Raw genomic sequence first — 26801 nt, 5'->3', positions numbered from 1 at the left:
AGGCCCCGGCCGGTTGCCGATGCCGTGAGAGCCATAGGAGTCAACGCGTTCGGCGGCCCCGAGGTCCTGCGGGTGCTGGACCTTCCCGCACCGCAGGCAGGCCCCGGTGAGGTCCGCATCCGGGTGCACGCGGCCGCCGTGAATCCGACGGACGTACTGCTGCGCACCGGCGGTCACGCCGTCCGCATGGAGGGCGTGGAACCGCCGTTCGTGCCCGGCATGGACGCCGCGGGCGTGATCGACCAGCTCGGCCCCGGGAGCGATGACCGGCTCGCCGTCGGCCAACGCGTGATCGCGATGGTGCCGTTCACCGGCCCCCGCGGCGGGGCCTACGCCGAGCAGGTCGTCGTGCCCGCCGCGGCGGTGGTGCCCGCGCCCCGCGGAGCGGACTTCGCCGAAGCGTCCACCCTGCTGATGAACGCGGCGACCGCCCGCCTCGCCCTGGACGTGCTGGCCGTGCCGAGCGACGGGACCCTCGCCGTCACCGGCGCGGCGGGCGCCGTCGGCGCGTACGCGATCGAGCTGGCCAAGGCCGACGGGCTTACGGTCATCGCCGACGCCGCCCCGCGCGACACCGACCTGGTGCGCGGCTTGGGAGCGGACCAGGTCGTGGCGCGGGGGCGGGACTTCGCCGCCCAGGTCCGCGAGGTGCGCCCCGACGGCGTCGCCGCGTTGCTCGACGGCTCCGCGCAGACCACCGAGGCCGTACCCGCGCTGGCCGACGGCGGCGCCCTGGCCGAACTGCGGGGCTGGGCCGGGCCCGCCGAGCGCGGCATCCGGGTGCACCCCGTGATGGTGTCGGACGTCATGCTCGACACCGACCTGCTGGACACGCTGCGCCGCCAGGCCGAGAAGGGCGTGCTCAGCATGCGCGTCGCCGAGGTCCTGCCCGCCGAGGAGGCGGCACGGGCCCACCGCCTGCTGGAGGCGGGCGGCCTGCGCGGTCGACTGGTGCTCGACTTCTCCTGAGCGGGCACCGGGCCTCCCGGACCGTCGGTCGATCCGGGGCCGCTCGGGGTTCAGAGGCAATCCAGTGGGCACTCAGTGACACGACCGAGACGGCAAACAAATCCGCATAGTTCTCACTTAGTCACCATCTGTGAACGCTCTGGTGGTGAGCGGCGGAGAACCGGCGGATGGTGGGATCAGGCGCCCTCTCGTGGACACCGACCGACGGGAGATGCCGATGAGCGCAGAGACGCACCCGCAGCCGCTTGCCCATCCGAGCAGGCAGCCGACGCCCCCCACGCGTACGCCGTCGGGGGCCGCCAGGCCGGCCCGCCTCTTCACGCTGCCGGGCGTCTACGCGCCGCAGTACGACACCGACCTCCTGACCCGTTCCCTGCGCCGTGAGGCCATCGACGAGGACACCGCGGTCCTGGACCTGGGCAGCGGCTCGGGGGCGCTCTCCGTCGCGGCGGCCGCGCTGGGCGCCCGGGTGACCGCCGTCGACATCTCGCGGCGGGCCGTGCTGACCACCCGTCTCAACGCCTTGCGCAACGGGCTGCGCGTCACCGCGCACCGCGGCGACTTGGCCGACGCGCTCCCCGGCGCCTGCTGCGACCTCCTGGTCAGCAACCCGCCGTACGTGCCCGGCCCGTCCTCCGGTCTGCCCCGACGGGGGGCGGCGCGCGCGTGGGAGGCGGGAACCGAAGGCAGGGCGGTGGTGAACCGTGTCTGCGACGCGGCGCCCCGCGTTCTGCACCCCGGCGGTGCCCTCCTGATGGTGCACTCCGGGCTGTGCGGCGTCACGGCGACCCTCGCCCGCCTCGCCCGCCTCGGCATGGACGCCGCGGTCATCGACCGGGCGTACGTTCCGTTCGGCCCTGTCCTGCGGTCCCGCCGCGCCTGGCTGTGCCGGGCGGGACTGCTCGGCGACTCCGAGACCAGGGAAGAGCTGGTGGTCATCCGTGCCGAACTCCGCTGAACACCCCCGCCGCGTCACCGTCGGCCGCGAGGGGCCCCTCCTGGTGGAAGGGCCGGTGGAAGTGGTCGGCGACGACGGGACCGTGTGCGTCTCGGACCGTTTCCAGGCCGCGATCTGCACCTGCCGCCGCAGCCGTACGTCTCCCTGGTGCGACACCAGTCACCGCCGGCGGACCCGACCGGACACGGAGCGGGCCTCCGGGAACGCCGAAGAAGGGGCAGCCGTCATGCCCACCGCCCGCGCCGAGCCGCCGCGCGACCGCGCGCCCGAGGCACCCTGCCCCTCCCGAGGGGCCACGGAGGTCCCGGAGTCCCGTGGGCGCAGCCCGGAGCTCCCGGCAGCGAGGGGCGAGGTGTCCGACGGCGTCATCGCCGCCCTGCGCGAGGACGGCACCTCCGTGCCCCACGAAGCGGCGCGGCACGCCGACCCCTACGGCGACGATCTGCAACTCGCCCTCTACGTCCTGTACGAACTCCACTACCAGGGCTTCGCGGGAGTGGACGACGAGCGGGAGTGGGACCCGGACCTGCTGTCCCTGCGCCGCACACTGGAACAGCGCTTCGTCCGGTCCCTGCGGGCCGACGCCACCCGGCCCGGTGACGCGGCGGAGGCCCTCGACGCGCTGCTGACCGAGCCCGCCGGATACGACGGGACGAGCGTCAGCCACCACCTCCAGCGCGACGGAGAGCTGTGGCAACTGAGGGAGTACGCCGCCCTGCGGTCCCTCTACCACCTCAAGGAAGCCGACCCGCACGCCTGGGTCATCCCCCGGCTGCACGGCCGCGCCAAGGCCGCGATGGTGGCCGTGGAGTTCGACGAGTTCGGTGCCGGACGGCCCGAGGACATCCACGCGCGGCTCTTCGCCGACCTCATGACCGACCTCGGCCTCGACACCTCCTACGGGCACCACCTCGACGCGGCGCCCGCCGAAGCCCTCGCCGTCGTCAACCTCATGTCCCTGTTCGGGCTCCACCGGGCCCTGCGCGGCGCACTGGTCGGGCACTTCGCCGCGGTGGAGGTCACCTCGTCGCCCGGCTCCCGGCGGCTGGCCGCCGCCCTGCGGCGCGTCGGCGCGGGCCCCGCGGCCGAGCGGTTCTACGACGAACACGTGGAGGCCGACGCCGTGCACGAGCAGGTGGTGCGCCGCGACGTCGTCGGCGGCCTGCTCGCCGCCGAGCCGGAGCTCGACGCCGACATCGCCTTCGGCGTCCACGCGACCGGCCTCGTCGAGGCCCGCCTGGCGGCCCACCTCCTGGCCGCCTGGCGAGAGGGGCGCAGCGCACTGCGCGTCCCCCTCCCGGCCACGCCCCGACCGCAGCGCGGCTGACCGGGCACCGCCGCCGAACTCTCCCGGCGGTGCCCCAACGCGGAGGTGTGCGCGGAAAACCAGGGTGTCGCGTCCCTTACTGGTATCTGGCCACTACTGGTATCTGGCCACGCTCACCGACTGGGCCGCGCGACAGGGTATTCCTCCCGAGGCTGCGGACCGGTGCGTCCGCAGCCTCGTCCTGCGGGTCGGGCACGCGGTGGACGACGAAGCCCATGGCGCGATCAAACAGGCACGTTCGGTGATCGAGGAGAAGAGATCAAGGCGGAGAGATCGAGGGAAGCGATCGAGGCGATGACTTCGAGGCGGTGACTTCGAGGCGATGAGAGCGGCGTGCTGAGAACGGGCGAATGGGAGATCGCCACATCGAGGCGGCCGGTCGTACTTCATTGACATGGGAGAGTCGTGTTCTGTTCAGGTCCCGGACGACCTTGGTCGATCCGCGTATCCTCCTCGCCGGAAGGCGGCGAATGTCGGCTGCTGGACGCCTGAGCGATTCCGTCGGACCGGCTTGGCTTGAAGATTGAGAGGCGTCGCGGTTCCACATCATCAGGATTACCGCTAGCGGACTCCGCATTCCTCTGAGATGATCCCCAAATGGATTGGGGGGTAGACAAGTTGTATGCGGACGAAGACGCCCCACGGCAGCGTGTGAAACTCGGACCAGCGCGCTGACCGGTCGGCGTGAGCGTCAGCGGATAGCGGCCACGACAAGCCCGGTGGCCGGTAGGCCGCCCCTCATCGGCGAACCCCTTTACGAAAGGCACAACCATGGCACAGCGCGTTGAAATCAAGCTGATTGACGACCTGGACGGCAAGACGGCCGACGAGACCGTGACGTTCGGCCTGGACGGCAAGGCGTACGAGATCGACCTCAGCACCAAGAACGCCGACAAGCTGCGCGGTCTCCTCGAGCCGTACCTGAAAGGCGGCCGCAAGACCGGCGGCGGCCGCGGCGTGAAGCAGCCCGCGGCCAAGGGAAAGAGCGCCGCAGGACAGGACACCGCCAAGATGCGCGCCTGGGCGAAGGAGAACGGCTTCGAGGTCAACGACCGCGGCCGCGTCCCGGCGAACATCCGCGAGGCCTACGAGAAGGCCGCCGCCTGATATCGGCCGCTCGGCGAGAACGCGAACCGTGCGGCCGCCGCGCACGGGGGAGCCGGAGCCCCCGGCTCACCCCGACCGGCGGTCGCTGACGGCCGGGCCGCCCTGAGGGAGCCCGAGACCGTGCTTGCCCTGGAGCGCACTTGAACTCGTAAGGTCGCCGAGGTCCGAGAAGGCGATCTGCGAGGAGAGCGGCATGCGTTACCACGTTCTGGGCGGCACCGGCATGGAAGTCAGTTCGTACTGCCTGGGCACCATGATGTTCGGCTTCGTCGGCAACGCCGATCACGACGACTGCGCCCGGATCGTCCACACCGCCCTCGACGAGGGAATCAACTTCGTCGACACGGCCGACATGTACTCGGCGGGCGAGTCCGAGACGATCGTCGGCAAGGCCCTCAAGGGCAGGCGCGACGACGTGGTCCTCGCGACCAAGGTCCACTTCCCGATGGGCGAGGGCCCGAACCGGGGCGGCAACTCCCGGCGCTGGATCGTCAAGGCGGTCGAGGACAGCCTGCGGCGCCTCGGAACGGACTGGATCGACCTCTACCAGATGCACCGGCCCGACCACACCACCGACATCGAAGAGACGCTCTCCGCCCTCACCGACCTGGTGCGCCAGGGCAAGATCAGAGCGTTCGGCTGCTCCACGTTCCCCGCCGACCAGATCGTCGAGGCCCACCACGTCGCCGACCGCCGCGGGCTCCAGCGGTTCCGCACCGAACAGCCGCCCTACTCCCTCCTCGCCCGAGGCGTGGAGCGGCACGTCCTGCCCGTGGCGCAGCGCCTCGGCATGGGCGTCCTGACCTGGTCCCCCCTGGCCTCGGGATTCCTGACCGGGCGCTACCGCAAGGGCCGGACCCTCGACCTGAGCAGCGGCCGCCCCACCTTGAACCCGGACCGCTTCGACCCGGCGGCGCCGCGCACCGCCGCCAAACTGGACGTCGTCGAGCAGCTCGTCGCCGTCGCCGACGAAGTCGGCTGCACGCTGCCCGAGCTGGCGATCGCCTTCCCGCTCGCGCACCCGGCCGTCACGTCGGTCATCATCGGCCCGCGCACGCCGCAACAACTGCGCGACACCCTCAAGGGCGCGTCCGTGGTCCTGGAGGACGCCGTCCTGGACCGCATCGACGAGATCGTGCCGCCCGGCACGGACGTCTACCACCCAGACGGCGCGTGGACACCGCCGTCGCTCACCACCCCCGCCCTCCGGCGTCGCCCCGCCCACTTCAGGTCCGCCGACTGACACCGGCCCCGACCAGGCGGCCGCGCCGAGAGGACGTATCGGTTGGATGACCGATGTGCGGGGGAGAGCGGCGCGGCCATAGTCCTCGGGAGATCGTTCTCGGGCGCTCGCAGCGCGCCCGCTACCCGAAAGGACCCCCTGTGGACACGTATGCGGACCTGGTGTTTCTCGACGGCCGAGTGGTCACGGTCGACGCGGAGTTCTCCCTCGCCTCGGCCCTGGCCGTGACCGGCGGGGTCATCAGCGCCGTCGGCGAGCGGGACGACGTCGCCCCGCTCATCGGGCCCGACACCCGGGTCGTCGACCTGCGCGGGGCGACGCTGCTTCCCGGAATCAATGATTCCCATCTGCACGGATGCGCGTTCGGCATGTCGACCCCGCCGCTCTCCGTCGAACTCGGCCACCCCGCCGTGTCCTCCCTCACGGACGCCGCCGACGCGGTGCGCGAAGCCGTCGGGCGCACCCCCGCCGGGCAGTGGATCACCGGGCACGGCTGGGACCCGGGCTACCTCGACGAGTGCGTCGCCGACCCGTCGCGGACGCCCTCGCGGCACGACCTGGACGCCGTGAGCCCCGACCACCCCGTCGTCCTGTACTCCTTCTCCGGCCACGCCACCTGGGTCAACTCCAAGGCCCTGGAACTCATCGGCATCGACCGGGACACCGTCGCCCCGCCCGGCGGAGCCATCGTCACCGACGCCGCGGGGGAGCCGACCGGACTGCTCCACGAGGGCGCCCAGGCCCTGATCCAGAACGCGCTGCCGCCGCTCAGCCGCCAGGAGCGGACCGAGGCGATCCGGTCCGCCCTCGCCGCCCTCGCCCGGCTCGGCATCACCAGCTACACCGAGCCCGGACTCGGCCCCGGTGGCGACGGCATCATGCGCGGCGCCCTCGGCGCCCAGACCCTGGAGGTCTACCGGCAGCTCCTGGCCGACGGCGAACTGACCGCCCGCGTCGGCGTCCTGCTCCTGCCCACCGGAATGGCGAGCACCGCCGAGGAGTTCGCCCGCACCCTCACCGCCATCGGCGCACAGGGCGACGCCGACCCGCGCCGCCTCGCGATCCACGGCGTCAAGGTCTTCGCCGACGGCGTCGTCCCCAACAAGACGTCCTGGATGCACGAGCCGTACGTCGGCGGCGGCTGCGGCTCCCTGTGCGTCGGCGGCGCCAGCGACAGCGAGCGGACCGCGGAGATCGACGCGATCATCCGCCACGCCCACGTCGCCGGGCACCAGCTGGGCATCCACGTCACCGGCGACCGGGCCTGCGACACCGTCGCGGACGCCTTCGCCGCGGCCGCGGCCGAACACCCGCGGTCCGACGCCCGCCACTACATCATCCACGGCGACTTCCTGACCGCGCACAGCATGAAGGTGCTGGCCGCGCACGACTTCGGGGTCAACATGAACCCCACCATCAAGTGGACCGTCGCCGACATGGAGGAGGACTTCGTCGGCGCCGAGCGCGCCGCGTACGCGTGGCCCTACCGCGATGCCATCGACGCGGGCGTGCGCGTCGCGAGCGGGTCCGACGCCCCCGTCACGCACCCGGACTGGCGCCAGGGCGTCGCCACCATGGTGCTGCGCGAGTCGAAGGCCGCAGGCCGGGTCAGCGGTCCCGAGCAGCGCATCGGCCTGGCCGAGGCCATCCGTACGTACACGATCAACGCGGCCTGGCAGGACTTCGCCGACGACTGGAAGGGCTCCCTGGAGCCGGGCAAGGCCGCCGACCTGTGCGTGCTCGACGGGGACCTGCTCACCGCCGACCCCCACGACATCCCCGCGATGCCGGTCGTCCTCACCGTCGTGGACGGACAGGTCGTGCACGACACCCTGCGCGTTTGACGTATTCCAGACACATGATCATCCTTGGGGGATGGCAGCGCGGCGGAGCACGGCGGACATCCTGGACGCGGCCGTCCACGTCCGCGAGGCCGCCAGGAGCGCCGCGGCCGGCGCGAGCGGTCTCGCCCCGGTCCTGACCGCGCTGTCCGAGGTGATGGAGTACGACCACGCCTCGCTGACCCGGTGGGATCCGCTCCACCGCCGCCACACCACCCTCGCCGGGAGCTACCCGGACGACGCCACGGCCTACATCGAGAACCGCCTCCACCGCGACCCGGTGTTCCCCGTGCTCCGCAGCCCGGAGCGGGGCGGCCTCTGGCTCAGGGACGTCCCCGGGCAGCTCCTGGCGGCGTCCCCCGGCTTCCAGGACGTGCTGTCCCCCCTCGGCATCGAGGACGGCGTGGCCCAGTGCCTGTTCGCCGCCGACGGCCGGTACGTCGGCATGCTGAACGTCAGCACCCGCCGACCGAGGCGCGCGCCCGACCCGGCGCGCGCCGTGGTCACGCTGCTCACGGAGTCCCTCGCCGCGGCCGTCGCCCCGCGGGCGGACCCGCCGCCCCCGAAGGCCCCCGCGGCGGCCCCCGGCCGACCGGGGGGACTCTCGCCCCGCGAGCTCCAGGTCCTCGCCGAGCTGACCACGGGCCGCACCAACCGCGAGATCGCCGAGCGGCTGTACGTCACGCCGCGCACCGTGGGCACCCACATCGAGCACATCCTCGCCAAGCTGGACCTGCCCAACCGTGCGGCGGCCGCGGCGCGCGCGGTGGCCTGGGGCATCGAAGTCTCCGACTGACGCGAGGGCCTGGCCGCGGCTGCGGAGCCCCCGGACCCGCGCGCCGCCGGTCAGGAAGCCGGTACGGGACCGCCGGGCCGGAAGCGCTCGACACCGACGATGTGACGGACCTTGGTGGGGCGCACGATCACCGCGATCCGCTCCTCGCCGGGCATGAGCCACTCGAAGCGTTCGCTGCCCAGGTACTTGCGCGCCAGCCGGTCCATCATGGCGTGGGCCTCGGCGCCTTCGACGAAGCGGTCCACCACGCCGCTGATCTGTACCCGGTCGAAGCTGACCTGCGGTGCTCCATCGGCGAACACCGTGCCGACTCCAGGCGCCAGACCACGTTGATCCCGCTGCCGGAGGGGGCCGTGGGCAACGGCGCCTGCTCGCGGCGGATTTCGGTGAAGCCCAGCCGTCGCGGTACGGCGGCGCTGGAGGTGTTGGCGGCGTCGTGCGTGATCTCCAGGTACGCCACGTCCGGCAGGGCGAACATCTCGGTGGCCACGGCCGCCGTCGCCCGCGTGGCGATGCCCCGGCCGGTGGCGGCCGGGTGCAGCCAGTACCCCATGAGCCGGCCCTGCGGCTCGGAGCCCCGGTAGGACTGGCACATGCCGATGGGCGTGCCGCCTTCGGCGATGGCGTAGTTGTACACGTCTCCGCTCGCCCACTTCGACTCGGCCCGCGCGAGGAAGGTCCGGGTGTGCTCCGCGCTGTGTGCTTCGACCCACGGTTCCCAGGGCCGCAGATGCTCCACGGACTCCTCGATCAACGTGAACGCCCGCTCGAAGTCGCTCTGCCCCCGCCAGCGTCGCAGGACGAAGTCTCCGCACGCGATGAGCTGTCTCGGTCGCACCATGGCGGCCATGATCGTTCGCGGATCGGCTCCGTGCAATCGCGGAACGGTTCCGTGCACTGGCGGGCCGGACGAGCCACATGCGCCTGCCACGCCCCGGAACGCGTTCATGGCCACTTCCGTCCCGTGCTCCTTGACCGCCCATCGCCGCGCGCTATGGTCCGGACTAATGACGGAAGGAGTTGTCATGTTCGCGAAAAAGAGCCTGGCCGCCGCCCTCGTCCTGGGCCTCGCCCCGCTGATCGCCGTGAGCCTCCCGGCCGCTCCGGCCCAGGCGCACGGCTGGGTGACCTCACCCGCCAGCCGACAGGACCAGTGCTTCAACGGGAGCGTGGAGTGCGGTCCCATCAAATGGGAGCCCGACGCGGTCGAAGGGCCCAAAGGCCTCAAGAGCTGCAGCGGCGGCAATGCCCAGTTCGCCGACCTGGACGACGACAGAAAGGGCTGGGCCGTCCATGGCGTCGCCAACTCGACCACGTTCACCTGGCGGTTGACCGCGCAGCACTCCACGACCACGTGGCAGTACTTCGTGGGCTCCCAGAAAGTCGCCGAGTTCGACCAGGGCGGCGCGCAGCCGCCCCAGTTTGTCCGCCATACCGTCAATTTCGGCAGCCTTCGCGGCCCGCAGAAGGTCCTTGCGGTCTGGAACATCGCCGAAACGGAGAATGCGTTCTACGCCTGCATCGACGTGAACATCCGCGGCTAGGCGGTTTCCCCGGGACCGGGCGGGCCCCGGCGGCCGAATCGGCGCCAATGGTTGCCCATTCCACGGGAGTACGGCACAAAAGCCCGCTGTAACGCTTCTGCCACCTGATGCAACCGACGCATCCACACCGTGGAGGGCACGCGGCACATTGACCTCCTGGGCTTCACCGTGTTCGCTCGCCTACGGTGCGCGGGGACAGGACGAACTCCGCAGTGACGGATATCCGAGTGTCCGCGGTATCCGGCGTCGCCTTCGTCAGCCGACGCGCGCCCGGACAGCACACGGAGACGGCCGTCAACACAGGAGGAACCGGATGCCCGTTCATCAGCGCGTGACGGCTGTCGGCGCCGCGCTCACCGCCCTCTGCGCCATGGCCGTGCTTTCCCCGGGAGCCTCCGCCGCCCCCGCCGCCGCGCCGCACACCGAGCGGCTGAGCGTCGGCCCGACGGGCGCCCAGGGCAACGCGGCTTCCAGCGGGCCCGCCATCAGTGCCGACGGCCGCTACGTCGCCTTCGTCTCGGCGTCCCGCAACCTGGTCGCGCACGACACCAACGGCACCCCCGACGCCTTCGTCCGCGACCTGCGCACCGGGACGACGGAACGCGTCAGCGTCCAGAGCGACGGCAAGGCGAGCCACGGCGTCGTACGCGAGGTCTCCCTCAGCCCCGACGGACGGTACGTGGTCTTCACCTCCACCGCCGACGACCTCGTCCGCGGTGACCCCAACGACCTCGACGACGTCTTCCTGCACGACCGTCGCACCGGCAGAACCGAACGGATCAGCCCCACCCGCGCCTCCTACGACGGGCTGCGCGGCCCTCTGACCTACGACCCGGCGGTCAGCGGCGACGGCCGGTACGTCGCGTACGCGTCGGGCGCCGAGGACCTCGTCACGGGGGACGCGAACAAGCGGGACGACGTCTTCCTCTACGACCGCAAGAAGAAGACCACGGAGCTCGCGCAGCTCGGCAACGACGGCAAGCACGGCGAGGGCGACGCGTTCGGGCCCGCGTTCGCGGGCGACCTGGGCGGCCGCTACGTCGCCTTCACCTCGAACGCCTCCGGCCTGACCGACGTGGAGGACCACCTCTCGGCAACGGACGTCTTCCTGCGCGACCGCGAGAAGCACACCACGGAACTCATCTCCGTTCCGCACGGCTACAACCGCAAGACCCCGTCCTGGGGGGCCGCCCTCAGCGGGGACGCCCGCGCTGTGGCGTTCACCTCGACCTCCAGCGTGCTCCGCCCCGAGGGACCTGCGCCGAAGAGTCGCCACAACGTCTTCCTCTACGACCGCGAGGCCCAGCGCATGCGCCTGGTCAGCGCCGCCGCGGACGGCACACCGGCCGACGGCGACAGCGACGACGTCTCGCTGAGCCGCACCGGCCGCTACGCGGTGTTCACCTCCGCCGCCACCAACCTCGACCCCGGCAACGACGGCGACAGCAGCACTGACGTCTTCCTGAAGGACATGCAGACCGGCGAGGTGACCCTCGTCAGCGTCGAGACCGACCTTGCCTCCGAGGACACCGCGCCGGGCCCGCGCACCGGAGTCACCGAGGACGGCGGCGCGGCGGTGTTCGACTCCCCGGCCGGGAACCTCGTCCCCGACGACACCAACAGCGCACCCGACGTGTTCCTGCGCCGTCTGCGCTGAACGCCCGTGCCCACGGCCGGAGTACGGGATCCCCGTACGGATGGGTCCCGAGGGGCACCTGTTCTCCGGGCGTCCCCCTTACGGGTACGGATACTCAGCCCAGGGCCGCAAGTGACGGACAGATAGCTACTCTTTTCGGTGCCCCGGCCCGCGAGCCGGTCCGAGGCAAGCGCCATTCGATCGTCCCATACGGCATCGAATCGAGGGGCCTCGTCCGTGTTCCGCTGCTGCGCTCGCCGACTGACCGCCACTCTCCTCCTGGTCCTGGTGGCGGTCGGCTGCACCTACCTCCTCGCCGCACTGAGTCTGGACCCGAGAGCCACCTACGTCGACCGCAACCCGCCGCCGTCCCCGGCGGAGGTCGAAACCCTCCTCGACTCGTACAACCTCAACCCCGACACCCCGGTCGTCGAACGGTTGGCGCGCTGGGCACAAGGGGTCGCCCACGGAGACCTGGGCCGCACGGTGTCCGGCGCACCGGTGAGCCCGGAGTTCCTGCGCCGCGCGGCGACCAGCGCCCGGCTCGTGCTGGCCGCCACCGTCATCGGGTCGGCCGGAGGGATCCTGCTGGGGGCCTGGAGCGCCTCACTGCGGGGGCGCCGCAGCGGCCGCGCCCCGACCCTGGCGGCCTTCACCGTCCTCGCCACTCCGGTCTTCGTCCTCGCCCTGGCCCTCCAGCTCTGGGCACGGAACATCAACGACCTGGTGGGGAGCACCGTCTTCGAGTACACCGGCGAGTACGCGCCCGGGACGACGGGGACCTGGGACAGGCTGGTCAGCAGAGCCCAGCACGCGGTTCTCCCGGCTACCACGCTGATCGCCTTCCAAGCCGCGCTCTTCAGCCTGTACCAGCGCCAGACGATGCTCGACGTGGTGCACGAGGACTTCGTCCGCACCGCCCGGGCCAAGGGCCTCTCCCGGCGCGCGGCGCTGCGCAGGCACGCGCTGCCGGTGGCGGTGCTGCCGCTGCTGCCGCTGCTGACCTACAACGCGGTGCTGACGTTCACCGGAGCGGTCTTCATCGAGAAGATCTTCGGCTGGCACGGCATGGGGGAATGGCTCGTCGACTCCGTGCTCGCCCAGGACGTCAACGGCGTAGCGGCGGTCGGGCTCTTCACCGCGGTCCTCGTTCTCGTCGCGGGCCTGGCCGCCGACGTCCTGCACCTCGTTCTCGATCCGAGGAGCAGGACACCATGAGCGTGTTCCCGGACCCCGGAGGCCTCCTGACGGCTGCTCAGGACGACGCCCTCGCCGGCAGGAGCACAAGCCGCCGAGTCGTACAGGTGGTACGCGAGTTGGGACGTCACCCGGCGGCACTCGTCGGCTCGACGGTGCTCGTCGGGCTCGCCGCACTGGCCTGCTGCGGACCCTTGTTCCAGCCCTGGGACCACCGCGATCTCGACCCGCTGGCCCTGCGCCGACCCCCGGGCGGCAGCCACCCGTTCGGGACCGACGGCGCGGGAGCGGACGTCTTCGCCCTGGTCCTGCGCGGCACCCAGAGATCGCTGGTCGTCGGTCTGCTCACCGCGCTCCTCTGTACGGCGATCGCGGTCGCCATCGGGACCGTCGCGGGCTACGCCGGCGGCTGGACGGACCGCGCCGCGCTCGGCTGCATCCAACTGTTCCTGGTCCTGCCCGGGTTCCTGCTGGTCACGGCCCTGTCGTCGGTCGTCGAGGACACGACGTGGCTGCTCCTCGTGGTGTTCCTGGCGGCGTTCGGCTGGATGATCACTGGGCGGGCGGTCCGCACCGGCACGAGGTCGCTCAAGCAGCGCGACTTCGTGCGGGCGTCCCGCTACCTGGGAGTGCCCGGCCGGACGGTGATCCGCCGGCACGTCGTTCCCTCCCTGGCGTCCTTCCTCGTCATCGACGCCACGCTCCAGTTCGGATCCGCAGTGATCGCCGAAGCGGGACTCGCCTACCTGGGCTTCGGGGTGCACCCGCCGGAGGTGTCGCTCGGGGCCCTCATCGCCACGGGAACGCCGAACGCGCTGGCGTATCCCTGGCTCTTCTACTTCCCCGCAGGCTGTCTGCTGCTGTTGTGCCTGTCGCTGTTCCTCATCGGTGACGGCCTGCGCGACGCACTCGACCCGCGGTCGGTGGCGACCCGGGGCCCGCGCGGCACCACGCGGCGTGCCACGCCCTTCGCCGAAGCCCCGCCCGCGAGCGAGCAGACGCACGTACAAGAGCCACCGGTGCTGGAGGTGCGGGATCTGCACGTCTCCCTGCCGAGCCCCGGCGGGACCGTGCACGCGGTGCGGGGCGTGTCCTTCACGGTGCGCCCGGGCGAGGCCCTGGCCATCGTCGGCGAATCAGGGGCCGGGAAGTCGGTCACGGCAGCAGCCGTCCTCGGCCTGCTCCCCGAGCACGCCGAAGTCCGCGGTTCCGTCAGACTGCACGGACGAGAACTCCTGGCCCTGGACGAGGCAGGCCTGTGCCGCGTCCGCGGCAAGGACCTGGCCATCGTCTTCCAGGACTCGCTCTCCTCGCTGACTCCCGTGTACTCCGTCGGGAGCCAGATCGTGGAGGCCCTGCGCACACACCGGCGGCTGTCCCGGTCAGCGGCGCGACGGCGGGCGATCGAGCTCCTGGGCACCGTGGACCTGCCCGACCCGGAGCGGCGGATCGACGCCTATCCGCACGAACTCTCCGGCGGCATGCGGCAACGTGTCGCCATCGCGATGGCCATCGCCAACGACCCGTCGGTGCTCGTGGCCGACGAACCCACGACCGCCCTGGACGTGACGACGCAGGCCCAGATCCTGGACCTGATCGGCAAGGCCCGTACGGCCACCGGGGCAGCCGTCCTGATCATCACGCACGACCTGGCGGTGGTCGCGGGCCTCGCCGACCGGATCCACGTCATGTACGCGGGCCGCTTCGTCGAGGAAGGCGCCGTGGACGACGTCTACGAACGGCCGCGGATGCCGTACACGGTCGGCCTGCTCGGCGCGGTGCCCCGTCTGGAAGCCCGTCGGCGCGCGCTGACACCGATCGAGGGAAGTCCGCCGAGCGCCCTCCACCTGCCCCAGGGGTGCCCCTTCGCGCCGCGCTGCCCCCTGGCCGACGACGTCTGCCGCGAGGAGGAGCCCGCCCTGAAGGTCCGCGACGGCGTCGGCCACCCCACCGCGTGCCTGCGCGGCGAAGAGCTCGGCCGTCGGCACACGGGCGAACAGGGCCAGGGCCGGGCCCGCACGGCGGTCGGCCCGGCATCCGTCACGTCGGGTCCGGGAACGCCCTGGGAGCGCACGCCCCGCGACGAGCGCCCCGTCGTGCTGCGGATGGACGGGGTGGTGCGTCACTACCCGGGCCGCCGCTCGTCCCTGGGGTGGTCCAGGACGGACCTGGTACGGGCCGTGGACGGCGTCAGCCTGGACATCAGGGAGGGCGAGACGCTCGCCCTCGTCGGCGAATCGGGCAGTGGCAAGACCACGCTGCTGAGACAGGTCGTGGAGCCGCTGCCGCAGCAGGGGCACGCGACCGGCACCGTGCTGGTGGCCGGTCAGGACGGCCGCTGTGCGACCCCCGGCCTGCGACGGCGGCTGAGCCGTGAGGTGCAGATGGTGTTCCAGGACCCCGTCGCGTCCCTGGACCCGCGCATGACCGTCGAAGACATCCTCACCGAGCCGCTGCTCGCGCACGGCTGGACCCGCGAGGCGAGCACCCGCCGGGCCGTCGGCCTGCTCGACCTCGTGGGCCTCGGCACGGAGCACCAGGACCGCTACCCCGCACAGCTCTCCGGCGGCCAGGCCCAACGCGTCGGCATCGCACGGGCGTTGGCCCTGCGGCCGAAGCTGCTGCTGCTCGACGAGCCCGTCGCGGCGCTGGACGTCTCCGCCCAGGCGACCGTGCTCAACCTGCTGCACCGGCTGCGCGCGGAGCTGGGGATCAGCTGCCTGCTGGTCACCCACGACCTCGCCGTGGCCGGATACCTCGCCGACCGCGTCGCGGTCATGCACCGGGGACGCGTCGTCGAGACCGGAGCCGCCCACACGGTCCTCGCCCGGCCCAGCCACCCCTACACCCAGGTCCTGCTGTCCGCGGTGCCCCGGCCCGAGCCGAGACGGGAGCGGGCCCGGACCCGCCTCCCGGTGGTGGGAGAGGAGCCGGGAACGGCGGACGTCCACGCGGGGTGCCGCTTCCGTCGCCGCTGCCCCCGCTACGCCGACCTGCCGCCCGAGCAGCGAAGACGCTGTGAGGCCGAGGACCCGATGCCCTCGGCGCAGGGAGAGGACCACACCGCGGCCTGTCACTTCGCCGCCCCCGGCGAGGGCCGGTGCTGAGGGCCACCAGCAACAGCCGCCCACGTCGGAAGGGCCCGACCGGCGCACAGGGGCGGGTATCGGCAGTCACGTCCACAGGAAGGCAGCCCCATGCGCCCTTCTCGCACGGCAGTCACCTCGGTGCTCGCAGCCGCTGTCTGCGCCTCACTCGTCAACGCGTGCGCGACCCGCCAGGACGAGCCCCCGTCGGCGGGCCCTGCCGCGAGCCAGGTCAACCGCGTCGACCGCGCCGACCTGAGGAAGGGAGGCGTACTCGACTGGCCGCTGGGCGTCATCCAGGACAACCTCAACGTCCGCCATCTCGACGGCGGGAACATCGACACACGCCGCATCATGGAGTCGATGATGCCCGTCCTCATGAAGAGCGACGACCGCGGCCGGGTGGCGCCGGACCCCGACTACCTCCTCTCCGCCGTGTCCCGTACGAAGGCGGGACGGCAGCGCGTCACCTACCGCGTCAACGACGACGCGCGATGGAGCGACGGGACCCCGATCACCTACCGGGACTTCCTGGCGAGCTGGCGCGCGCAGAACGGCAGGGACCCGGACTTCCACGCGGTGTCCCACACGGGCTACGACCTGATCGCGAAGGTGTCGAGGGGGCCCGGGGGAGACCGGGAGGTCACCGTCGACTTCGCCAGACCCTTCGGGGAGTGGCGCTCGCTGTTCACGCCCCTGTACCCGGCGTCCGTCATCCGCACGGCCCGCGGCTTCAACGACGGATTCAGGGGCAAGGCGCGCGTCACGGCCGGGCCGTTCAAGTTCGCCCAGCGGGACGAGACCGCGAAGACGCTCACCGTGGTGCGCGACGAGAAGTGGTGGGGGAACACCCCGATGCTCGACAAGATCGTATTCCGCGCGCTCGACCCGGCCGCGCACGCGGGGGCCTTCGCCAACGGAGAGGTCGACTTCTTCGACGTCGGGACGAGGGCCGCCGCGTACCGGTCCGCCCAGGACACGCCGCACGCGCGGATCCTGCGGGCCGGATCGTCGAGCCACCACCAGCTGACGATGAACGGAGAGAGCCCCGTCCTGCGGGACGCCCGTGTGCGGAGGGCGCTGGCGCGGGCCATCGACCGCCGGCGGATCGCAGAGGTCGCGCTCCAGGGGGTCGACTGGAAGGCACAACCGCTCGGCAACCACTTCCTCCTGCCCCAGCAGGCCGGTTACCAGGACAACGCGGGCCGGGTCGGCGCCTACGACCCCGCGGCCGCCCGGGCGGCGCTCGCCTCGGCCGGGTGGCATCTCGACGGCGCCGTCCGCGAGAAGGACGGCCGCAAGCTCGAACTGGACTACCTGGCCGTGAGCGGAGACGCCGAAGCGCAGAACGAGGGACGGGTCATCCAGGCCATGCTCCGCACAGCTGGTGTCCGGCTGAAGCTCACGCTCGTTCCGCTCAACGTGCTCTTCGAGCGCTACATCATCCCCGGCAACTTCGATCTGACGACGGTGAGTTGGACCATGCGGCCCTTCCCGGTGTCGGTCAATCGCAGCCTCTACGTGAAGCCCAAGGGGAAGGACATGCAGTTGAACTTCTCACGGACCGGGACAGCGCGGATCGACGCGCTGCTCGACGAGGCGGCGACCGAGACGGACAAGCGGAAGGTCCTCGACGTCATCAACCGGGCCGATCGCCTGATCTGGCAGGAGGCGGCGGACATCCCTCTCTACCAGGATCCGGGAATCGTCGCGTCGAAGCGTTCGCTGGCCAACCTGGGAGCCCAAGGCTTCGCCTCCGTCGTCTATCAGGACATCGGCTTCACCAAGTGAGAGTGGGAACGTCACCGGTAGAGCGCTTCGAGGGACGTGCGGAAGCGCGCGTGCACCACGGGTCGCACGACCTTCATCGAAATGGTCAGCTCCCCCTCGTCCAGGGAGAGATCGCGCTCAAGAAGCGTGATCGCCTGGGCTCGGTAGTAGTCCTGGAGGGTGGCGTTCGCCTCCGCGAGCGTCCGCTCCAGCTCCTCCAACAGGACCGGCTCCCGCGTCAGTCGCGGGATGTCGGTGGGCAGGCTCCGCTCGGCCGCCCACTTCGGGGCGTAGCGCTCGTCGAGCGTCAGAAGGACCACGAGATGCGGCTTCCCTTCCCCATAGGCGACCGCATGGGAGATCAGCGGATGCCTGCGCAAGGCGCTCTCGAGCGGATGCGGTGTCACGGCCACACCGTGGGAGAGCTGGATGAGTTCCTTCTTGCGTCCGGTGAGCGTCAGATAGCCGTTCGCGTCGATGCTGCCGAGGTCGCCGGTGTGCAGCCAGCCGTCGCGCACGCTGCCGAACGCGTCCTCGTGATAACCCCAGTAGCCGCTGAAGACGTTGGCGCCCCGGATCAGGACCTCCCCGTCGGGCGCCGTGGCGACCTCGACGCCGGGCAGGGGCCTGCCCACGGTCCCGAGGCGGTAGGCGTCGGGGGTGTTGGTGGTGGCCACCGCCGCCGTCTCCGTCATCCCGTAGCACTCGACGAGGGGAACTCCGCAGCCGAGGAAGAACGACAGGATCTCCTCGGACACCGGCGCGCCCGATACCGTCGCCCGCCGCAGCGCGCCCCCGAAGTGCCCGCGGACCTCGGCGAACAGCGTTTCCTCCATCGCGTCGAACCACTCCTGGAGGCGGGGTGGCAGGGCTTCCCCGCGCCGGACGCGCTCACGTGCGTCCAGGCCCGCCCGCGCCGCTTCCAGGGCCTGGGACGCTTCCGCCTCGGACCTGGTGGCGAGGACCGAGCTGTAGATCTGCTCCAGCGCCAGGGGGACCAGCGGCAGGATCTGCGGGCGTGCGGCGCGGATCTCGTCCACCAGGCTGTCGTCGGGGCCGCCGCGGCGGAAGGCGAGCGTGTACCGCGACCACCAGGCCAACACCTGCATGAGCATCGCGATGGTGTGCGGCCCCGTGACGACGAAGATCGTGCCGTTGCTGTGGTCCCGTGCCGCCCCGGGGCGGTGCGGCGGCCGGGGGTGCGCCCGCAGGACGCTGACGTAGTTGCCGTGGGTGAGGGCGCAGCCCTTCTTGGGGCCCGTGGTGCCCGAGGTGTAGATGATGGCCAGCAGGTCCTCGGCCCGGACCGCGTCCGAGAGCCGTCGCAGCTCCGCCGCGCTGACCTCGGCCCGCCCCCGGGTACGGAGTTCGCCGAGGCTCACCGTGCGCGCCGGGTGCTCCGCGGGACCGGGGTCCGAGGCCTCGGCGGGGGCGTCCATCAGCACGGCGTGACGCAGCCGAGGCAGGCGGTGCCAGGCGGCCTCGACCTTCGCCAGCTGCGCCGCGTTCTCGCACACCACCACGCGGGCGCCGCAGTCACCGAGTACGTGGACGATCTCCTCGGGGACGGTCGAGGGCAGCAGGGACACCACGACCAGGCCCGACGTCGCGGCGGCCATGAGCGTCGTGGTCCACTCGGACCGCAGCCCGCTGAGCACCGCCACGCGATCGCCCGGAGCGAGGCCCAGGGACAGCAGACCGCGCGCCGTGCCCTCGCTGTCGCTCCAGGCCTCGGCGTAGGTCAGGTGACACCGGTCGCCGACGAGGTCGCGCCAGCGCAGCGCCGCCGCGTCGGGCCACAGCGCCGCGTTGCGGCGGGCCAGGTGGGCGAGCGTCTCGCCGGGGTCGGTCGGACTGTCCCAGCCGTCGCCGGGGACCACCTGGCCGTAGCTCACGATCGGGATGTTGCCTTCGGCGTTCATACCGCTCCTTCGTCGAGCTCGGCGTGGAGCAGGTAGCCCCGCTGCCGCACCGTGCTGATGATCAAGCCGAGTGGGGCGACCCGGCGGCGCGTGCGCAGGATCCTGACGTCCAGCGCGTTCCGCCGGCCGTTCTCTTCGTCGGGCCACAGCCGGGCGGCCAGCTCTTCGCGGCTGACCACGGATCCGTAGGACTCGGCGAGCGGGCGCGCGATCTCCGCCTCGCCCGCCGCCAGCGGCAGGTGCCGCCCGGCGAAGCGCAGCACGTCCTGCGCGTCGATCACCGGTTTGCGCAGCGAGGCCCTGGCCCGCAAGGTGTCGCAGCGCACCTGCAGTTCCCTCTCGTCGACCGGAAGGCGCGCCCAGTCCTCCATCGGGTCCACGGTCGTGGGCGGCTGCTCCCCGGGGAGCACCAGGAGGAGCCGGGGCACCTTGCGCAGACGCAGCTCGTGGACCACGGCGGCCTGCTCCGGCCAGCGCAGCGTCGGGATGCCGCCGGTCGCGCGGTGGATGTTCCGACGTCCTGGCGTGGCGGGGGGCACGGCCTGCGGCGTGCGCCGTGCCGGCCCGGCCGGATGGTCTGGGTGCGGGGGAAGCGGTGCGGGAAAGCGGATCATGTATGCGTCTTCCTGTGGCGCGGGGGACGTGTGCTCTTCGGGAGGCTTCACCGCCCGGCCGAGCACCCTTGGGGAGGGGGCCGGGCATCGCAGGGCCGGGGCGCGGGGAGGAGAGCCGGGCGCAGGGCCTGGGCGTCGCCGCCCTCGGCGGTCGGGTCCGCCTCAGCGGGGCCCGGAACCGGCCGGGTCCAACAGGAACCACGTCCTGGTCCCCCTCCGGGTCCGGCCGCAGCCCCACGCGGAGGCCATCGCCTCCACCAGGAGCAGCCCCCGACCGCTCTCCGCGAGTTCGTCCACGGGGGAGCCGGCGACCGCGGGAGTGCCCTTGGAACCGGAGTCGTCGACCGTGACGATGAGCGAGGCGTCTCCTTGCCGGACGCAGACCTCGACCGTCTCCTCGGCCCCGGAACCCGTCGACGCGTGCTTGACGGCGTTGGACAGCAGCTCACAGAACAGGAGCTCCACGGTGTCCACCTGGTCGCCCCAGCCCCACTCGATCACGGAGCGGCGCACCCGGTGACGGGCGCCGGGCACCGCGTCGGCGGCGGCCGGAAGCCTGAGCCGCAGGGCGCGAAAGCCCCCCGGCCGTCGGCGATCTCGCTGGTAGTGCCGGTCGGTACGGCCGTCCTCGGCGTGCGGCGCCGGGCCCGGAGGGGCGGCCACCGGCGGCTCCGCGCCGTGCGGGTGCCGGGCCTGCCCGGTCTCGGAGCGGGCGCTGAGCACGGGCCTGGTCTCCAGTGCCACGTTGCTGCGGTTGTCGAAGAACGGAGTCATCTCTGCCTCCTCGGTCCGCTGAGCGGAGCTGTGAGGGATCGCGCCTGTCGACACCCAGAGGACCGCGCGGATAGATGCGCATTCAATGCGGGGCACCACCTATTGCGTGGTGTGGAGCACGGATTACGTGGTGTGGAGCAGGGGTGGGGGTGTTCGCATGCCGATTCGCCGGGTGCTCGGGGCGCGTCGGCCCGCCCGTTCCACGCTTCGCGCGCCCCCGGCGGCCGGACGGACGAAGGGGGCCGCGCTGGCTAAACTGGGCGGTCTGGTCTGGTGTTTCGGGTAGGCCGTTCACACCCTGCAGAGGACGAGAACCGGTGGCTCAGGCGGTGACTTCCGCGGACATCTCGGGGATGCGGAGAGACGGCTTCACCCTGGTCGGCCGCGAGCGCGAGCTCGAAGACCTCATGACCTCCCTGCGCGGCCCGCCCTCGGTGGTCATGATCGAAGGCGAGGCCGGATCCGGTAAGTCCCGCCTCGTCCGCGAGGCGGAACTGCTGCTGACGGCCTCCAACACGCACGTCGCGACGGGGCTCTGCTATCCGCTGCGCGAGCCGTTCCCGTACGGCCCCGTCCTCCAAGCCGTCGGCAAGGCGGCGGAGCACCTGCCCCAGAACTGTCTGCTGCCCCCCGAAACCGGCACGCTGGCCGCCTATCTGCCGGACCTGGCCCCCCACCTCGACGACTCCCGCCAGGCGACCTCGGCGATGCCCGAGCGCCTCCGGCTCGTCCTGGGCATCCGCGCCGTGCTGCGCGCGGTCGAGCCGGTGGTGCTGGTCATCGAGGACATGCACTGGGCGGACGAGGCCACGCGCGAACTGCTGTTCCTCATCGCCCGGGAACCCCCCGGCGGCCTCGGCCTCGTCCTCACCTACCGCGCGGAGGACCTGCCGCCCACCGAGCCCGTCCTGGGCAACGCCTACCGGCGGCCGATCGGTGTGTCGGGCGGCGAGATCCGGCTCCAGCCGCTCAGCGCGCGCGAGGTCACGGCCCTGGCCTCGGACGTCGTGGGACGCGTGGCGGGCCACACCCTGGGCCGGGTGCTGCACCGGCGCAGCGCCGGACTCCCCCTGGTGGTGGAGGAGGACCTGCTCACGCTCCTGGACCGGCGCAAGAGGAGCACCTCGCAGGACGCCGCCCAAGGGCTCGAACAGGAAGTGGAGTTCCTGGGCCGGTCACCGGCGCCGCGCTCCCTGCGGGAAGCCGTCCACGAGCGGCTGGCCGAGCTGCCGGAGTCCGCCGCCCGCCTCGTCGAGGCCGCGGCCGTCCTCGCGGTACCCGCGGCACAGGACGTCCTGGCGGAGGTCGCCGGACTGGCGGCCGAGCAGGCCACCGCCGCGCTCACCCAAGCCCTGCACCGCTCCCTCCTGCACGAGTCGGAACCCGCCAAGTACGCCTTCCGGCACGTCCTCGCGCAGCAAGCCGTCTACGGAGACCTTCCCGGCCCGCAGCGGATCCACCTGCACCAGCGGGCCCACGGCGTACTGCGCGGACAGCCGCGGCCCGCGCTCGTCCAGATCGCCCACCACACCAAAGCGCTGGGGGACAAGCAGGCGTGGCTGCGCGAGGCGGAGGCCGCGGCCCGCGAAGCCGTCGCCATGGGGGACGACGGCATCGCCTCCCAACTCCTGCACGGCATCCTCAGCGAGGACGGAGTGCGCCCCGAGGTGCGGTCGCGCGCCGCGCTCGCCCTCAGCGACATCGCGCACAAATTCACGCGCTTCGCGCACCACCTGGCCATCATGCGACGGCTCGTGGACGACACCACCCTGCCCGTCCAGACCCGCGGCCGCGTGCGGCTCACGCTCGCCGCGGTCCTCGTGAACCACGCGGGCGACAAGGCCTCGTACCGCGAGCTGATGAAGGCGGTGGAGGAGCTCGGACCGTGGCCCACGCTCGCCGCGTCCGGCATGCTCAGCGCCATCTTCTACGAGCGTACGCAGACCGCCGCCGAGCTCGACCAGTGGGTGGCACGGGCCGAGAGCGCCCTGCAAGGCTGCCAGGACGAGGCCCGGATGGCCGAACTCGAAGGCGCGAAACTGTTCTTGATGTCCCGCAAGGGCGACGCCCGCCTGTGGGAACTGGTCGACGCCCTGCCGCGGACCTCCCCGCACCCCGAGACGCGAAGACAGCGACTCATCGCCCTGTACAACGTCGGGTCGAACGCGTTGAACCGAGGGGAGGACGCGCGGGCGGCCGCGGTGCTGCACGAGGCGGCGCAGCTGACGGCCGACGGCGTCAACCCCTCCCTGGAATGCTTCGCCCGGACCCAGCTGCTGCGGTGCGACTGGTTCGCCGGAGCCTGGTCGGGCCTCGAAGAGCGCCTCGACGAGCTGAACACGACCTGCCCCGACATGGCGATCGCGCAGCGGGAACAGGCCCTGATCGGCGGGAGCCTCGCGGTCTGCAAGGGGCAGTGGGGCACGGCGATGGAGCACCTGGAGTTCGCCCGCCGCGCGGGCGAACGCATCGGCGGGGCCGTGTGCACCCTGCACGCCGCGGCCGCGACCGCCGAGGTCCACCTCGCCCGCGACGAGCCCGACAAGGCGTGGGAGACCCTCGGGCCCGCGCTCCGCCTGCTCCGGTCCGCCGGCATCTGGTACAAGCCGCTGGGCACGGTCCAGGCGGCGGTCCGCGCGGGCCTGGCGACCGGTCACCGCGCCGAGGCGCAGGACCTGGTGGCCGAAGCCCTGGCGGCACGGGGCGGCTACGTCGCACCCGCTGCGGACGCCGAACTCTGCGTCGCCCGTGGCGTACTGGAGCAGAGCACCGACCCCGCGAGCGCGGCCCGGTGGTTCCAGCAGGCCCGCGACATGTGGCGGACCATCGGCAGGCCCTACTTCGCCGCCCGGGCCGCCGAACTGCTCGCGCTGTGCCACAGCGGCCCAGGAGCACCGGCGGAGTCCGCTTCGCTCGACGAAGCGCTCGACACCTACAGCAGGCTGGAGGCCACCGCCGACCTCGCCCGGTGTCGGCACGCCTTGCGGCAGGCGGGTGCGAAGCGCCCCGCCACACCGGGGAGGCGCGGCTATGGGGAGGGCCTCTCACCCCGGGAGATCGAGGTGGCCAGGCTCCTCGCCGAAGGTGCCAGCAACCGCGACATCGCCCAGGCGCTCTGCCTCTCGGTGCGCACGGTCGAGCACCACGTCGCCCGGACCCTGAAGAAGCTGCGGGTCGTCAACCGCGCCGAGGTGTCCCGGGCCCTCGCCGCCCACCTCGGCGACGGCCCGCCCCGGTGAACGCGCGCGCCACCACGGCGGTGCGGTACGGCGGAGCAGGAGGGCGCGGGCACACGTGAGCCTCTGCCGGAGACTTCTCCGGCAGAGGCCGCATCCGATCAGGTATCCGCTACGCCCGGGCGTAGATCCGCTTGGCGTACCACTCGCCGTTGGCAAAGGAGGCCTCCACCCGTGCGTAGACGTCCACGCGCATGGGGCCGTAGTACTCGGCGCCGTAGCGGAGGCTGAAACGCATCTGCCCCGTCTGCGTGGCGAGTTCGAGGTAGTCGTCCTTGAAGGCGGTGATCCTGCCGAAGAACACCGTGACTTGGGCCGGGTTGGCGGCCTGGGCGCTCGTGGCCTTGAGGGGCCGTGGGTCTGCCGGAGCGGCGTGCGCCGTCGAAGCGAACGCGCCCACGGTGGCGACCAGGCCGATGCCGACTGACGCCAGCTTGACCATGAGGTTCCGGGATCTGTTCATACTGCACTCCTCGATGTCGGTGCCGGATTCCCTTGCGGGAAATGGGTGGGGATCCGGACGGTGATGTGACATTCCGAAGGGTATTCTCCCTCCGCTTCGTTGAAAGGTTTTCTTTCGTTGTTCTTGCGATGGTGAGGAATTGATTCTCCGGAGCGGGTCGTGGGCAAGGAGAACCGCCCGGGGTCCGCTGACGCGGATCCCGGGCGGGCGGTGGGATTCGGGGTTACCAGGTGACGATCACCTTGGCGGTGTAGACCCCGTCCGCGAGGGTTGCCGTGACGTCGGCCTGGGCGCCGACCTTCAGGTGGCCGATCCAGTAGGCGTCATCGGTGAGCAGCACGGTCACGACCGTCCCGCCCGTGGTGACCTTGACGTGGTCGTCCGCCACGGCCGTGAGCTTGCCCTGGAGGTGCACGTACTGCCCCTGGGTGGCGTCGCCGGCCTGCGGGGAGCGCGCCTGCGAGGCCGCCTGCGCGGGGCCCGCGACGGCGACGCCGACCGCACCCACGAGGGCGGCGGAGCAGAGGAACCGGGCGATCTTGCTGGAGGTGTTCAGCATGGAAGTCCTGCTTTCTCTATGTGCTGCGGAATGTGCTGCGGAATGTGCCGGGGATTTCTCGGCGGGGCCTTGCTTTCTACCCTCGGCCAGATTAGGAGCTCTGTGAATGCTGAGGGCTTTTCTTTCCTTTTCCTTGCGGTGGGATTCGGAGAGGGGATTCGAGCGGCAGACGCCTGCTGAGCACGTAGCAGAGCAGCAGGACGCCGATGGGAAGCGCCATCGTGGTGCGCCAGGCGCTGATGAACGTCTGTTGGAAGACGGCGTCGGTGAAGTCGCCGAAGAGGCCTGCCTCGCGCGGGGACAGGCCGGCCGGCGCGGGGGGCCGCGTGAGGCTGTCGCCGGAGAGGCGGAGCAGGGAGTCGGTGAAGGGCGCACGCAGCGGGGAAGGCAGGTCCTCCGCCGTGGCATGGGTGTGCGCCGGCAGGTCGGCGGAGAGCCGAAGGCGCAGCAGGGCCCCGACGCCGACCCCGCCCAGGACGCCACCGATCTGCCGCGCGGTGTTGAGCACCCCCGACGCGCCGGACGCCAGGGAAGGGGGCACGCTCTGAAAGGCGATGGCCGTCACCGGGGCGAGGGTGCAGCCGATGCCCGCGTCGGCAATCAGCATCGGCGGGAGCAACTGCCATGCGCTCACGCCGGGTCGGGCGCACAGGACGGTGAGCGCAAGTCCCGCCGCGTAGACGAGTACGCCGACGCCGAGCAGCCGAGCCGTGCGCGCGCCCTGGCTCCACCTGCCCACCACGACGGCGACGACACCGACGGCGAGGGCGGAGGGAGCGGTGATCGTGGCGGCGGCGAGCGGGTCGTTGCCCAGGACGCTCTGGAGGTAGAGCAGCAGCGGCAGCGCGGTGCCGACCACGGCGAAGTGGACCCCGGCACCGATGGCCGCCACCCTCACGAAAGCGCGGCGCCGATACAGGGCCCGCGGCACCAAGGGCTCGCCCCGCGTGCGCCGTTGCTGCACGAGGAGACAGACCAGCAGGACCGCGCCGACGCCCACCCAGGTCCCGGCGGCCACCGACGCCGTGCCGCCGGGGCGGCCGTACTCCAACAGCCCGTAACAGAAGGCCGCGAGACCGGCCGTCACCAGGAGCGTGCCGGTGACGTCCCAGCCGTGCGGGACGCGCGGACGGTGGTCCGGCACGACCACCGCCGCCAGGACGAAGGCGACGCAGCCCAGCGGCACATGGGCCAGGAAGATCCACTCCCAGCCCGCCCACGCGATCAGACCCCCGCCCGCGAGGGGCCCCGCCACGGCCGAGAGCCCGATCACACCGCCCCAGACGCCGAACGCCGTGCCCCGGAGCCGGGGCGGGAAGAGCACGGTGATGAACGCGCTGGTCTGCGGCGTCAGAAGAGCCGCACCCAGGCCCTGCACCACGCGCAGGGCGATCAACTCGCGGATGCTGTCGGCCGCCGCGCACCAGCCCGCCGCGACCGTGAAGACCGCGAGGCCCGCCAGATACAGCCGCTTGGGACCGAAGCGGTCACCCAGCCGCCCGCCGGTGATCAGCAGCGCCGCATAGGTCAGGACATAGGCGTTCACCACCCACAGCGCTGCACCGAGGCCCGCCCCGAACTCGCCGATCATGACGGGGACAGCGGCGTTGACCATCGTCGTATCCATGACGATCGCGAAGAAGCCGGTGCACAGCACCGCGAGGACCGACCACGGTCGGCGGGAAGACGCAGGGGGCATGAGCGCTACGGCCCTTCATGAGTGCGGTACTGCTGGTCGGGAGCGCCGGGGTCTTGCCCG

General features: G+C 72.0%; 21 protein-coding genes and 1 pseudogene. 14 read left to right on the top strand and 8 right to left on the bottom strand.

Annotated elements, in window-relative coordinates; translation table 11 throughout:
* Nucleotides 1–24: 24 nt before the first annotated feature.
* From C9F11_RS01405 to C9F11_RS01375, 8 genes and pseudogenes are all read left to right on the top strand, one after another.
* Complete coding sequence (locus C9F11_RS01405) at nucleotides 25–969, top strand: NADP-dependent oxidoreductase (RefSeq protein WP_138957503.1); 945 nt, start codon at nucleotides 25–27, stop codon at nucleotides 967–969.
* A 217-nt stretch (nucleotides 970–1186) separates the two neighbouring features.
* The gene (locus tag C9F11_RS01400; RefSeq protein WP_249401540.1) at nucleotides 1187–1927 is read left to right on the top strand and encodes a HemK2/MTQ2 family protein methyltransferase; all 741 of its coding nucleotides are present in this window, start codon (nucleotides 1187–1189) and stop codon (nucleotides 1925–1927) included.
* Nucleotides 1911–2081, top strand: a pseudogene (locus C9F11_RS49620) (CDGSH iron-sulfur domain-containing protein); the annotation flags it as partial. The gene C9F11_RS01400 and the pseudogene C9F11_RS49620, both read left to right, overlap by 17 nt.
* Before the next feature lie 72 nt (nucleotides 2082–2153).
* Nucleotides 2154–3254 (top strand): iron-containing redox enzyme family protein, encoded by a 1101-nt coding sequence (locus tag C9F11_RS01395; RefSeq protein WP_171076041.1) that lies wholly within the window; start codon nucleotides 2154–2156, stop codon nucleotides 3252–3254.
* A gap of 771 nt (nucleotides 3255–4025) precedes the next feature.
* The gene (locus tag C9F11_RS01390) at nucleotides 4026–4361 is read left to right on the top strand and encodes an Lsr2 family protein (protein ID WP_138957501.1); all 336 of its coding nucleotides are present in this window, start codon (nucleotides 4026–4028) and stop codon (nucleotides 4359–4361) included.
* A gap of 193 nt (nucleotides 4362–4554) precedes the next feature.
* Nucleotides 4555–5604 carry an aldo/keto reductase gene (locus C9F11_RS01385; protein WP_138957500.1) on the top strand — a complete coding sequence of 350 codons (1050 nt, stop codon included), beginning with the start codon at nucleotides 4555–4557 and terminating at the stop codon, nucleotides 5602–5604.
* A gap of 140 nt (nucleotides 5605–5744) precedes the next feature.
* Nucleotides 5745–7448 (top strand): amidohydrolase, encoded by a 1704-nt coding sequence (locus C9F11_RS01380; protein WP_212767783.1) that lies wholly within the window; start codon nucleotides 5745–5747, stop codon nucleotides 7446–7448.
* Between the two features lie 31 nt (nucleotides 7449–7479).
* Complete coding sequence (locus C9F11_RS01375; protein ID WP_138957498.1) at nucleotides 7480–8241, top strand: LuxR family transcriptional regulator; 762 nt, start codon at nucleotides 7480–7482, stop codon at nucleotides 8239–8241.
* Nucleotides 8242–8291: 50 nt separating this feature from the next.
* Here the strand turns inward: C9F11_RS01375 and C9F11_RS01370 are convergent, their stop codons facing one another.
* Both C9F11_RS01370 and C9F11_RS01365 read right to left on the bottom strand, forming a co-directional pair.
* On the bottom strand, nucleotides 8292–8489 hold the full coding sequence (locus tag C9F11_RS01370) for a hypothetical protein (RefSeq protein ID WP_249401539.1): 198 nt from the start codon (nucleotides 8487–8489) through the stop codon (nucleotides 8292–8294).
* Complete coding sequence (locus C9F11_RS01365; RefSeq protein ID WP_249401538.1) at nucleotides 8447–9082, bottom strand: GNAT family N-acetyltransferase; 636 nt, start codon at nucleotides 9080–9082, stop codon at nucleotides 8447–8449. Before C9F11_RS01365 ends, C9F11_RS01370 begins: the two co-directional genes overlap by 43 nt.
* Before the next feature lie 184 nt (nucleotides 9083–9266).
* On the opposite strand from C9F11_RS01365, the gene C9F11_RS01360 reads away from it, so the two are divergent.
* The 5 genes from C9F11_RS01360 (at nucleotide 9267) to C9F11_RS01340 (ending at nucleotide 17495) form a co-directional block, all read left to right on the top strand.
* On the top strand, nucleotides 9267–9785 hold the full coding sequence (locus C9F11_RS01360) for a lytic polysaccharide monooxygenase auxiliary activity family 9 protein (protein ID WP_138957496.1): 519 nt from the start codon (nucleotides 9267–9269) through the stop codon (nucleotides 9783–9785).
* Between the two features lie 313 nt (nucleotides 9786–10098).
* On the top strand, nucleotides 10099–11442 hold the full coding sequence (locus C9F11_RS01355; protein ID WP_138957495.1) for a PD40 domain-containing protein: 1344 nt from the start codon (nucleotides 10099–10101) through the stop codon (nucleotides 11440–11442).
* 216 nt (nucleotides 11443–11658) lie between these two features.
* Nucleotides 11659–12639, top strand: a complete 981-nt coding sequence (locus C9F11_RS01350; protein ID WP_138957494.1) for an ABC transporter permease — start codon at nucleotides 11659–11661, stop codon at nucleotides 12637–12639.
* Nucleotides 12636–15725, top strand: a complete 3090-nt coding sequence (locus tag C9F11_RS01345) for a dipeptide ABC transporter ATP-binding protein (RefSeq protein ID WP_138957493.1) — start codon at nucleotides 12636–12638, stop codon at nucleotides 15723–15725. The genes C9F11_RS01350 and C9F11_RS01345 overlap by 4 nt, the downstream gene beginning before the upstream one ends.
* A gap of 90 nt (nucleotides 15726–15815) precedes the next feature.
* The gene (locus C9F11_RS01340) at nucleotides 15816–17495 is read left to right on the top strand and encodes an ABC transporter family substrate-binding protein (RefSeq protein ID WP_138957492.1); all 1680 of its coding nucleotides are present in this window, start codon (nucleotides 15816–15818) and stop codon (nucleotides 17493–17495) included.
* 11 nt (nucleotides 17496–17506) lie between these two features.
* Here C9F11_RS01340 and C9F11_RS01335 read toward each other — a convergent pair whose 3' ends face one another.
* The 3 genes from C9F11_RS01335 to C9F11_RS01325 all read right to left on the bottom strand — a co-directional run bounded on the left by C9F11_RS01335 (nucleotide 17507) and on the right by C9F11_RS01325 (nucleotide 20784).
* Entirely contained in the window at nucleotides 17507–19396 is a 1890-nt protein-coding gene (locus C9F11_RS01335) for an AMP-binding protein (RefSeq protein ID WP_138957491.1), read from the bottom strand.
* A complete protein-coding gene (locus C9F11_RS01330; protein WP_171075597.1) occupies nucleotides 19393–19935 on the bottom strand; it encodes a winged helix-turn-helix domain-containing protein in 543 nt (180 codons plus the stop codon). Before C9F11_RS01330 ends, C9F11_RS01335 begins: the two co-directional genes overlap by 4 nt.
* Nucleotides 19936–20172: 237 nt before the next feature.
* Nucleotides 20173–20784 carry an ATP-binding protein gene (locus C9F11_RS01325; RefSeq protein WP_138957489.1) on the bottom strand — a complete coding sequence of 204 codons (612 nt, stop codon included), beginning with the start codon at nucleotides 20782–20784 and terminating at the stop codon, nucleotides 20173–20175.
* 329 nt (nucleotides 20785–21113) lie between these two features.
* Between C9F11_RS01325 and C9F11_RS01320 the strand changes: the two genes are divergently transcribed.
* Nucleotides 21114–24023, top strand: a complete 2910-nt coding sequence (locus C9F11_RS01320; RefSeq protein ID WP_171075596.1) for a LuxR family transcriptional regulator — start codon at nucleotides 21114–21116, stop codon at nucleotides 24021–24023.
* 109 nt (nucleotides 24024–24132) lie between these two features.
* Here the strand turns inward: C9F11_RS01320 and C9F11_RS01315 are convergent, their stop codons facing one another.
* The 3 genes from C9F11_RS01315 to C9F11_RS01305 form a co-directional block, all read right to left on the bottom strand.
* Nucleotides 24133–24483 carry a hypothetical protein gene (locus C9F11_RS01315; protein ID WP_138957487.1) on the bottom strand — a complete coding sequence of 117 codons (351 nt, stop codon included), beginning with the start codon at nucleotides 24481–24483 and terminating at the stop codon, nucleotides 24133–24135.
* A gap of 223 nt (nucleotides 24484–24706) precedes the next feature.
* A complete protein-coding gene (locus tag C9F11_RS01310; RefSeq protein WP_138957486.1) occupies nucleotides 24707–25042 on the bottom strand; it encodes a hypothetical protein in 336 nt (111 codons plus the stop codon).
* A gap of 91 nt (nucleotides 25043–25133) precedes the next feature.
* Nucleotides 25134–26741 carry an MFS transporter gene (locus C9F11_RS01305; RefSeq protein ID WP_138957485.1) on the bottom strand — a complete coding sequence of 536 codons (1608 nt, stop codon included), beginning with the start codon at nucleotides 26739–26741 and terminating at the stop codon, nucleotides 25134–25136.
* Nucleotides 26742–26801 lie beyond the last annotated feature (60 nt).

It is taken from the genome of Streptomyces sp. YIM 121038 (genome assembly GCF_006088715.1).
Lineage (GTDB): Bacteria > Actinomycetota > Actinomycetes > Streptomycetales > Streptomycetaceae > Streptomyces.
The sequence above is the reverse complement of the archived record's forward strand: the minus strand, read 5'-3'. Positions and strand labels throughout refer to the sequence as shown.